At 79.9% G+C, this 2,032-nt stretch carries 1 protein-coding gene and 1 pseudogene; both read right to left on the bottom strand.

The genetic code is table 11. The features are described 5' to 3' along the window. Positions 1-741 (bottom strand): annotated as a pseudogene (locus tag ACWGIU_RS36630) (cytochrome P450); the annotation flags it as partial. Next, positions 738-2,032 (bottom strand): AMP-binding protein (locus tag ACWGIU_RS36625; RefSeq protein ID WP_453712396.1); only part of this gene is annotated, 1,295 nt, incomplete at its 5' end. The pseudogene ACWGIU_RS36630 and the gene ACWGIU_RS36625, both read right to left, overlap by 4 nt.

Below are 2,032 nucleotides of genomic sequence, written 5' to 3'. Positions count from 1 at the left end.
GAGCTCGGGCCGCACGGCCTCGTCCGTCGCCTGCTCCCACCGCCCCGGGTCGGCGCACCAGGCGTCCGCCCGGGGCAGTGCGGCGACGGTGGTGTTGACGGCGGCCACCGCCACCATCGCCGGCAGGGCCTCGCCCGCGGACCCCAGGAGCAGTCGGAGCCGGTCGGCGGCGCGGGCCGCGGCGGCCTCGGCGCGCGGGCTCCGCGGCCCCGGCAGATGGCTGCGCACGGAGGCAGCGGCGGCCTCCGCGGCGGCCTCCGCGACCGCCCGCGGGTCCGCGCCGGACCCCAGCAGGGCGCACACCACCGACCCGGACAGCTCCCGCGCCAGGTCGACGAGGTCCACCTCGCCGCCCCGGTCCAGCGGCGCGAGCCGGCGTACGAGCAACGGCCGCCAGAGCGAGCGGAGATCCTCGACCCCGGCCCCGCCCAGAGAACCGGCGAGGCCCCGCCGGTCAGCCCGGTGCCCGGCGCCCTCCTGGTCGAACAGCACACCCCCGCCCCCGCCGTCGCCCAGGGCGGACCGCGCGGCGGCGCCCGTCGTGCCGGCCGCCGTCCGGTCGAGCGGCAGCCGGGTCAGGGCGTCCCGGTAGGCCGCCGGGCCGTGAACCAGCAGGGTCCGGCCGAGCCGGCGCACCGGCCGCCCGCGGGTCGCGGCGAGCAGCCCGAAGAGCAGCGGACGGCCGCGCAGATAGACCCGGCGGTCCCGCCGCCGGGCGCGTGCCTGGGAGACGGTGTTCATCGGCCGGACACCTCCAGCCGGCGCGCCGCCAGCGCGGCCGTCGCCGCCCGGTCCGGTTTGCGTGAACGCCCCGACAGCGGGATCCGCGCGAGCAGCAGGGCGTCGGGCCGGGCCGTGCCCATCCGCCGGACCGGCTCCGACAGGGCGGCGCGCAGCGCCTGTTCGTCCGTACCGCGCCGCGGCTGGACGACGGCGACGAGCCGTTCGTCGCCGTCGCCCGCCGGGATCCCGACGAGCACGGCCAGCTCCACCCCCGGCACGTGCAGGGCGGGCTCGTACAGCCCCGGGTAGATGTTCTCCGCCCGGCGCAGCACCATGTCCTTGCTCCTGCCTTCGAGGACGATGCGGCCCGCACCGTCCAGGCGCGCCCGGTCGCCCGTTCGCACCCACGGGTCGGGCTCCTCCCCGAGGTAGCGATGGCGGGCGGCGGGGCCGGACAGCAGCAGCTGCCCGCTCCCGTCCCGCTCGGCGCGTACGCCGGGCAGCGGCGCCCCGACCAGGTCCCCGCGCTCCCCGGCCTCCTCGAAGGCGGACTTCTCCCGCCCCTCGACCGCGGCGGCCGGGAACAGTTCGGTCAGCGCGTACACCCCCCAGGCCTCGGCCGCGCCCGCCGCGCGTACCCGCTCCAGCAGACCGGCGCCGGCCGGGGCCGAGCCCGTCCACACCCGGCCGTGGAACCGGGCGCCCGCGCCCAGAGCGTCCCGCAGCCGGGGCGGGGTCAGATAGGTGTCCTCGGGCCGCAGCCGGTGCAACTGGCGGGCCAGCACCCGGGGGTCGGCCGCCGGGAGGGCTACGGCGGCGCCGCGCGCCAGCGCGGGGACGAGGACGAAGAAGGTACCGCCGAGCACAGGCCGGTCCCCGTGCGCGTCGAAGAGGGCGCGTACGGTGGTCATGCCGGCGGCCAGGCTCGCCCGGGTGTGGACGACTGCCCGCGGCACGGAGGTGGTCCCGGAGGTGAACACGATCACCGCGTCGGCGTCCCCGTCCAGATCGGCGCCGGACGCGGGCACACCATGGCGGGGCGCGCCCAGGTCCAGCGAGGGCGCGCAGCCCGGCAGCCGGGGCCCGACCGTGGCCACCGGCCCCAGTTCGGCCAGGTCCGGCAGCGCCAGGCGCGCCCGGCGGGCCAGCGGCCGGGCCCAGCCCGCCACCGCCTGCGCGGCCGCGTCGGCCAGCACCAGCGCGGGCCGGGCCAGCGCGAGGCGGGCCCGCAGCACGTCGGGCCCGGCCCCCGGGTCCAGTACGGCCCCGCGCAGCCCGAGCCGCCACAGTGCGAGCAGCACGGCGAGGG

Source organism: Streptomyces sp. NPDC054840 (assembly GCF_053611065.1).
This window is presented reverse-complemented; position numbering and strand designations above follow the sequence as displayed.